We start from the raw sequence: 5,800 nt of genomic DNA, 5'->3' as shown, positions 1-5,800 counted from the left end.
TTTTGGTAAATAGAATTGAACACATATGTGTATAACGGACAGTTAACATACAAATATGAATGATTTGTTCCTTTTCTTATAGTACTTGGAGGACTATTTTTTAGAAAAAAACAACATTGGCGGTTGTTATCATACTTTGTTAAAATGAAATTACTGGTTATACATACAAATCTGCGGTGATAAATAAAAAATAAGAAGTTGAGGGAGTAGTAGGCGGTGGAAAGATGGAAGTTGTAATAGAAATCCTAAAAGGAGCGGGAAAGCTTTTTATACATCCGCTCACCTATTTATTTTTACTGGTTTCATTCTTTGTTGGTCTGGCACGCGTTAAGCGTGAACGAAAAAACTTTCATGTTCGGGTATTTGATTTTATCTTAGAAGCGAAGTATTTATTTTTTCCAGGCATTATTATTGGCGTGATCCTTTCAATTTGCACTGTTTTAGTAGGGACATACGTAACGATTGGAACACTTGTGTTTGTTGCTTTGATTACTTTTCTTTTGAGTGGGCCGTGGACATTTCGGTGGTTATCGCCCGCTTATGTATTGGGCGTAACCATTTTTGCTACGCTAGTTATTCCAAATGTGGGAATTGGAGATGGGATTGTTCATACATGGTCACTTGAATTAAAGGATGCAAATTTACCATCGTTAACGTTTTTGTTAGCGCTACTAGTAGTAGCAGAAGGATATTTGATTTGGAAGTTTGGCGTAAAAGGAACCTCTCCTGCTATCATTAAGAGCAAAAGAGGCCAAGAGATTGGTGCTCACTTTTCTCAAAAGCTTTGGGTTGTTCCTGTGTTTTTATTAGTTCCTGGTGATGCAATTACATCTACCTTCAGCTGGTGGCCAGTGCTTACAGTAGGTCAAACGTCATTTAGCTTATTTTTTGTTCCATTTGCTATAGGTTTTAGCCAGCGCATTCAAAGTATGTTGCCAAGCGCATCGATTTCATTTACTGGAAAAAGAGTGTTGTTTTTAGGCGTTGGTTTGGTCTTAGTGGCGCTTGTGACATTAGTTGTTCCGCTATTTTCATTTGTTGTGGCGGCTCTCGCCATTGTGGTTAGACAGTGGATTAGTACGAAGCAACGTCTAGCAGATGAGAATGCTGCACCATTTTTCACAAAAAAATCAGAAGGTGTTATCATATTGGGTATTATTCCAGGATCGCCCGCTGAAAAAATGGGCTTACAAGTTGGAGAGTTAATTACGAAAGTAAACGGTGTTCCTGTATCAGAAGTTGCTAAATTTTATGCAGCGCTTCAGGTTAATAATCGTGCTTTCTGTAAATTAGAGGTGCTTGATTATTCTGGCGAGGTTCGCTTTGCTCAGCGCGCTTTGTATGATAATGAACATCACGAGCTAGGTATTTTATTCGTTCATAACTACAAGCAGCTAACATCGGAAGCTGTTTAAGTGACAAACCCTATTTCTTTATTAAAAGAAGTAGGGTTTTTTTTGTAAAAAAAGTATGGCAGATGTCTTAACAATTTTCTAGTATATTCCTATTGTGTTAGATATAATCAAGTTACGAATTGAACAAAAGTGTATATTTTATAAAAAATAAACAAATTTGTTCAAAAAATATATAGAAAGCGTTTACAAAATTGTAGAAAGGAGAGTATACTGAACATATAGTAAGTTAAGAATCTTTTTAAATCTTAATGTAATGAAGGAGGCTTGGTATTGATGGAGGTTTTAATGAGAACGATGTTTCAATCGTTAGGCAAAAATCACTCAATGAATAAATTAGCAAAAAGGTATGGTCTACGAATGGGTGCGGCAAGATTTGTGGCAGGTGATTCAATTGAATCTGCTATTAACACTTGTAGAGAGCTGAACGCTGCAGGTAAGGTTGCAACGTTAGATCACCTTGGAGAATTTGTGTATACCAAAGAGGAAGCAGCTGAATCTACCGATATGTGTGTGCAAACATTACATGCGATTGCTCATTCAAATGTTAATTCGAATTTATCATTGAAGATGACATCTCTTGGTTTAGATATTAGCAAAGAGCTCTGCATGGATAATATGCGCAAAATTCTTGAGGTTGCCAAAATGCATGGGATTTTTGTTCGAATTGATATGGAAGATTATGCTCATTGTCAGCAGTCACTAGATATATATAAAGAGCTGCGAAAAGACTATGATAACGTTGGAATTGTGATTCAAGCATATCTATATCGTACGCAGCAAGACATTAAAGACCTAAATCAATATCAAGCAAACTTACGCTTAGTAAAAGGGGCATATAAAGAGTCACCTGAAGTAGCATTTCCAGCAAAAAAAGATGTGGATGAAAACCTTAAAGAAATTATTAAAATGCATTTAGAAAACGGCAACTACACAGCCGTGGCAAGCCATGATGAGGCAATGATTGACTATACGAAAGAGTTGGTTAAAAAACTGAATATTCCAAAGGATCAATTTGAATTTCAGATGCTGTACGGTATTTGTGTTGATTTACAAGATAAGCTTATTAAAGAAGGTTACAAGGTGCGCGTATACGTACCGTACGGTGTAGATTGGTTTGGGTACTTTATGCGCCGTTTAGCTGAGCGCCCGGCGAATGTATGGTTTGTATTAAAGAATTTTGTAAAATAATTTCACATAAAGGGGTAGATGAATATGACAATTACAACAAAACCATCTGTATTTAAAAATGAACCTTTCACTGATTTTACAGTTGAAGCAAATAAAGTAGCGATGGAAAAAGCGTTAGAAAAAGTAAAGGGTAAGCTAGGGGGAACCTACCCAATTTCAATTGGTAGCGAAACAATTGATACAGGAGATTATATTGTGTCAATCAATCCTGGAAGTAAAGATGACGTCATTGGGCGCGTGAGCAAAGGAACAACGGCTTTAGCGGAGCAAGCAATGCAACAAGCGTTAACAACGTTTGAAATGTGGAAGAACGTTTCACCGTCTGAGCGTGCGGACTATTTATTTAAAGCAGCGGATTTGATGCGTCAACGTAAGCATGAATTCTCTGCGATGCTCGTTTATGAAGTAGGGAAAAATTGGGCTGAGGCAGATGCAGATACAGCAGAAGCAATTGATTTTATGGAGTTTTATGCAAGAGAAATGCTTCGCCTTAGCGAGACGCACATTAATCAGCCATTAACGCCTGTAGATGGTGAAAAGACGCGAATGGCGTATATTCCACTTGGAGTAGGGGTGATCATCTCACCATTTAATTTCCCACTCGCAATTATGGCAGGAACGACCGTAGCGGCAATTGTATCGGGGAACACAGTTATCTTAAAACCAGCTGATTCAGCTCCGGTTATTGCGGCTAAATTTGTAGAGCTCATGAAAGAAGTAGGATTACCGGAAGGAGTCTTAAACTTTGTGCCAGGAGATGGTATTGAAGTAGGCGAATACTTGGTTGAGCACCCAAAAACACGCTTTGTTTCCTTCACGGGTTCACGTGAAGTTGGTTGTCGTATTTACGAAAGGGCGTCTAAAGTACAGTCTGGACAGATTTGGTTAAAGCGTGTTATTGCTGAAATGGGCGGTAAAGATGGAATTGTAGTAGATGAAACAGCTGATTTAGATGCAGCTGCTGATGGAATTGTGGCAGCAGCATTCGGCTTCCAAGGACAAAAGTGTTCAGCAGGTTCTCGTGCAATTATCGTGGAATCTGTTTATGATGAAGTGGTAGAAAAGGTCGTAGAACGTACGAAAAAGCTTAGCATTGGACTGCCGGAAGAAAATCATGCAGTGGGTCCAGTAATTGATCAAAAAGCATACAATAAAATCTTGTCGTATATTGAGACTGGAAAAGGTGAAGGAACGCTTCTAACAGGCGGTGGTCCGGCTGAAGGGAATGGCTTCTATATCGAACCAACTGTATTTGGAGATGTGAGTCCGCAGGCACGCATCATGAAAGAAGAAATCTTTGGGCCTGTTCTTGCGATGGCAAAAGCAGCTGACTGGAAAGAAGCAATTGAGATTTATAACGATACAGATTACGGGTTAACGGGCGGATTCTTCTCTCGCGATGAGAATCGTATTTCGACTGCTCTAAATGAAATGCACTGCGGAAACTTGTACATTAACAAAAAATGTACGGGTGCGTTGGTAGGAGTACATCCTTTTGGTGGTTTCAATATGTCAGGAACGGACTCTAAAGCGGGTGGCTATGACTATCTACTTCTATTTACACAAGGGAAAATGACAGCTAGAAAGATTTAAATGGATTTAATCAGAGGGGCACTGTGCCCTTTCTGATTATTTTTTTATCATAAAATTTTTGGTTACTTCTGAATTAAAATCTAGTATATTATTTCTATGCAAATTTGAGAGGAGAGATTTGATGGAGATTCAGCTGTTAAGTTCCATTGTGGTATACATGATCGGTATGTTGTTAATTGGTTATTATGCGTACCGAAGGACTTCTAATCTATCAGACTATGTATTGGGAGGACGCTCGCTAGGCCCAGGCGTAACGGCTTTAAGTGCAGGAGCTTCAGATATGAGTGGATGGTTGATGATGGGGTTGCCTGGTGCTATGTTTGTTCAGGGGGTAAGCGCTTCGTGGATTGTAATTGGGCTTACGTTAGGTGCATATGCTAACTGGCTTTTTGTTGCACCTCGTCTTCGTAAGTATACAGAAGTGGCTAATAATTCAATGACCATTCCAGCGTTTTTAGAAAATCGCTTTAACGATGATTCCAAAATGCTACGTATGATTTCGGCTATTGTTATTATTCTATTTTTTACTTTTTACGTTTCATCAGGAATCGTATCAGGAGGCGTTCTTTTTGAAACAACGCTGAATCTAGACTACGAGATAGGCTTATGGGTTGTAGCTGGAGTAGTCGTAGCTTATACATTGTTTGGTGGCTTTTTAGCCGTTAGTTGGACCGATTTCGTTCAAGGAATTATAATGTTTGTTGCTTTAATCCTTGTGCCAGTTGTAGTTCTTACACAGATGGGTGGATTTGGTCCGGCAATGAGTGAGGTTCGAAACATTGATACGGACTTATTCAATATTTTTAGTGGCACAAGCTTCTTAGGTATCATCTCGCTGTTTGCCTGGGGGTTAGGTTATTTTGGCCAACCACATATTATCGTGCGATTTATGGCTATCTCATCTGTAAAAGAAATCAAGCCTGCTCGTCGTATTGGAATGAGCTGGATGCTTGTTTCAGTCGTTGGAGCCATGCTGACAGGGTTTGTCGGTTTAGCTTATTACACGAATCAAGGTCTAGAAATTGCTGACCCGGAAACAGTATTTATCGGGTTAAGCACAATTTTATTCCACCCAATTATTACAGGGTTCTTATTAGCAGCATTATTAGCAGCCGTAATGAGTACCATTTCATCACAACTTCTTGTAACTTCGAGCTCATTGACAGAAGATTTGTACAAAACATTTTTCCGCCGATCAGCAAGTGATAAAGAACTAATGTTGATTGGACGTGGATTTGTACTTCTTGTATCCATCATTGGTGTCATGATTGCATTTAATAAAAGTGGTACAATCTTATCGTTAGTCGGCTATGCATGGGCTGGATTTGGAGCTGCTTTTGGCCCTGTTATCTTATTGAGCCTTTATTGGAAGCGAATGAACAAATGGGGAGCGCTAGCAGGTATGGTGCTTGGTGCCGTGACGGTTGTTGTATGGACAAAAATCCCTGGATTATCGGATTTATTATACGAAATGATTCCGGGTTTCTTAATTAGCTTAGTTGGAATTGTAGTAGTAAGCTTATTAACACCTGCTCCGAACGAGAAAACGCAAAGTGAGTTTGAAGAATATAATCAATCAGCGTAACGAAAAAGAGACTGAGACA

At 39.0% G+C, this 5,800-nt stretch carries 4 protein-coding genes; all 4 read left to right on the top strand.

Annotation, left to right across the window (positions count from 1 at the left end; translation table 11 throughout):
- The first annotated feature begins 224 nt into the window (after window positions 1–224).
- The 4 genes from BFL01S_RS18685 to putP all read left to right on the top strand — a co-directional run bounded on the left by BFL01S_RS18685 (window position 225) and on the right by putP (window position 5,781).
- Window positions 225–1,415, top strand: a complete 1,191-nt coding sequence (locus BFL01S_RS18685) for a PDZ domain-containing protein (RefSeq protein WP_025907012.1) — start codon at window positions 225–227, stop codon at window positions 1,413–1,415.
- A gap of 273 nt (window positions 1,416–1,688) precedes the next feature.
- Window positions 1,689–2,603, top strand: coding sequence for a proline dehydrogenase family protein (locus BFL01S_RS18680; protein WP_025907011.1), 915 nt, complete (start codon window positions 1,689–1,691; stop codon window positions 2,601–2,603).
- Window positions 2,604–2,627: 24 nt separating this feature from the next.
- On the top strand, window positions 2,628–4,196 hold the full coding sequence (gene pruA, locus BFL01S_RS18675) for an L-glutamate gamma-semialdehyde dehydrogenase (protein ID WP_061786617.1): 1,569 nt from the start codon (window positions 2,628–2,630) through the stop codon (window positions 4,194–4,196).
- Between the two features lie 121 nt (window positions 4,197–4,317).
- Window positions 4,318–5,781, top strand: a complete 1,464-nt coding sequence (gene putP, locus BFL01S_RS18670; RefSeq protein WP_061786616.1) for a sodium/proline symporter PutP — start codon at window positions 4,318–4,320, stop codon at window positions 5,779–5,781.
- The last annotated feature ends 19 nt before the right edge of the window (window positions 5,782–5,800 follow it).

Origin of the sequence: Priestia flexa NBRC 15715 (assembly GCF_001591565.1) — a bacterium.
GTDB classification, from domain to species: Bacteria; Bacillota; Bacilli; order Bacillales; family Bacillaceae_H; genus Priestia; species Priestia flexa.
Note: the sequence above shows the minus strand (reverse complement) of the source record. Positions and strands in the feature narration are given on the sequence as shown.

Coding starts and splice junctions, on each gene's coding strand:
- BFL01S_RS18685 (WP_025907012.1), top strand. CDS start 225: ATGGAAGTTGTAATAGAAATCCTAAAAGGAGCGGGAAAGCTTTTTATA.
- BFL01S_RS18680 (WP_025907011.1), top strand. CDS start 1,689: ATGGAGGTTTTAATGAGAACGATGTTTCAATCGTTAGGCAAAAATCAC.
- pruA (WP_061786617.1), top strand. CDS start 2,628: ATGACAATTACAACAAAACCATCTGTATTTAAAAATGAACCTTTCACT.
- putP (WP_061786616.1), top strand. CDS start 4,318: ATGGAGATTCAGCTGTTAAGTTCCATTGTGGTATACATGATCGGTATG.